Below are 1,721 nucleotides of genomic sequence, written 5' to 3'. Positions count from 1 at the left end.
CGCTGGCGTTGAACTTTGAAAAGTAAATATTATCTAAAAAGTGAAAAATAGACATGCTGAAATAGACATAGCTGTCGCTATATCTGGAAAAATGCGATATAATAATCAAGGATCATGCTACTTCCAAAATCAACTTACGTAATGGAGATTCGAAAGGCAGATCCCATGCATCAAGATGTTGCAGCATCATGATGTGATAGAGGCGGCAGTACCACATCTTAGTAGAGCGGTGTCTGCCGCTTTCTAATTGAAAGTCTATTTTCTCACGTTTATTGGAACGTTCTGCCGAAGTCCGGGCATTGAATTCCTTTTTCCACTCCTTCGTGTCACGGGGCGGGAAGTTAATCAGTCTTGGGTTGTCTTTCATAGCCAGATGGACTGTCCTGCCATACTTGGAATCCGAGCAGGGATGTGTGCAGGAACAGCCGTATTTCCGGCTGGCCAGAGGACAGCGGAATTTCAGCCTCCCCTTGGAAGGCTCCGAACCGTCATGACGCATTTTTCTTCCCGCTTTACAAACGGGAACGCCATCTTCACCGATGGTAAGATCATTTTTATATTTTACTTTGACGCCTCGCTTTACATTCAGGTCGATAAAGGGCTGGATGTGGTTCTTGCGGCAGTAAATGTAATAAGGCATCGCATCATGAGCGGAATCCAGAATCCATTTGTTGATATGAAGTTCAGGAAGGAAAGCTCTCATCCGGAACCAGGTTTCCAGGAATCCATGGGAATCATGTTTTGAGGCAGGATTCAACAGAGGGAAAACAGGAAGGTCGCTTTCCGAGTGGGCAGCGACAAGCATATATAAGTCGTAACCGAAATAAAAGCGGTCTCTGGAAGAATCCCATCCAATATCGCAGTCAGGCTGGGAAAAGAAACGGTCACAGGAACAATCCGTGATTCCTTTTTCCGAACAGTTGCAGGCAGGATGCTTGCGCTCCCTTGCGGAAGTGACAACAGGAGTTCCGTCACCGGCGAGGGAAAGAGCGGAAGGATCAATCAGACCTTTAGCTATGGACTGACTCAGGAATTCCCGATGATAGATCTTAAACAGGGAAGAATAGGGCTGGTCATCTAATACAAAAGAGGTTGTTTCCAACTGCTCCAGTAACTGATCAACGGAAACCTTTTCGACAGGTTCGGCTTTCGTACCTTTATGAGCAGGCTTTTTAATCCTTTTGTCTTTTGCAGGACGCAAATGGGAAGACAGATTGGAATCTTCAGAATCCCAAAGTCGGCTGAGGAAATCATAAAAGGTACCGACGCCGGGAGTATCGCCGAATTCAAAACCGCTGAGGATTGCATAAAGGGGATTGATCTTCAACTGAGCAGCCCAGTCTGTCAGGGAATGGACCTTGAAATCAATAGACAGCAGATAAGAGCGCTGCATACAGGAAGGGGTTCTAGGCTTAGGGCCAAAGACAGAGTATTTCGAACGTAGAAGTTCATCCGTATAAGAAAGATCAAGATTCCAGAAACGTTCGATGATATCCCAGGTAGCCCGTGAAAAGGCATCTGGATCCGGATAATATTTACGAAGATTTGTAACAACAAAGTTTTGATAGGCGGCATGCCCGCCAGGATTAACAGGTAACAAAAAAATCGCCTCCAGTCGAAAGAAATAAAATATATTCAATCGGCTTCGCCGCAAATTTTGGGCGATTTGTCAAGTGTTTTTGGCAAAAAAAGTGGGGGATTTTAATAAAAAAGGAATCCAA

At 45.0% G+C, this 1,721-nt stretch carries 1 protein-coding gene; it reads right to left on the bottom strand.

Features of this window, described 5'->3' with window-relative positions; genetic code table 11:
* Positions 1-112 precede the first annotated feature (112 nt).
* On the bottom strand, positions 113-1,600 hold the full coding sequence (locus tag FLB61_RS12900) for a hypothetical protein (protein WP_221920426.1): 1,488 nt from the start codon (positions 1,598-1,600) through the stop codon (positions 113-115).
* Positions 1,601-1,721: the final 121 nt, after the last annotated feature.

Source organism: Sellimonas caecigallum (assembly GCF_019754295.1).
GTDB classification, from domain to species: Bacteria; Bacillota; Clostridia; order Lachnospirales; family Lachnospiraceae; genus Sellimonas; species Sellimonas caecigallum.
This window is presented reverse-complemented; position numbering and strand designations above follow the sequence as displayed.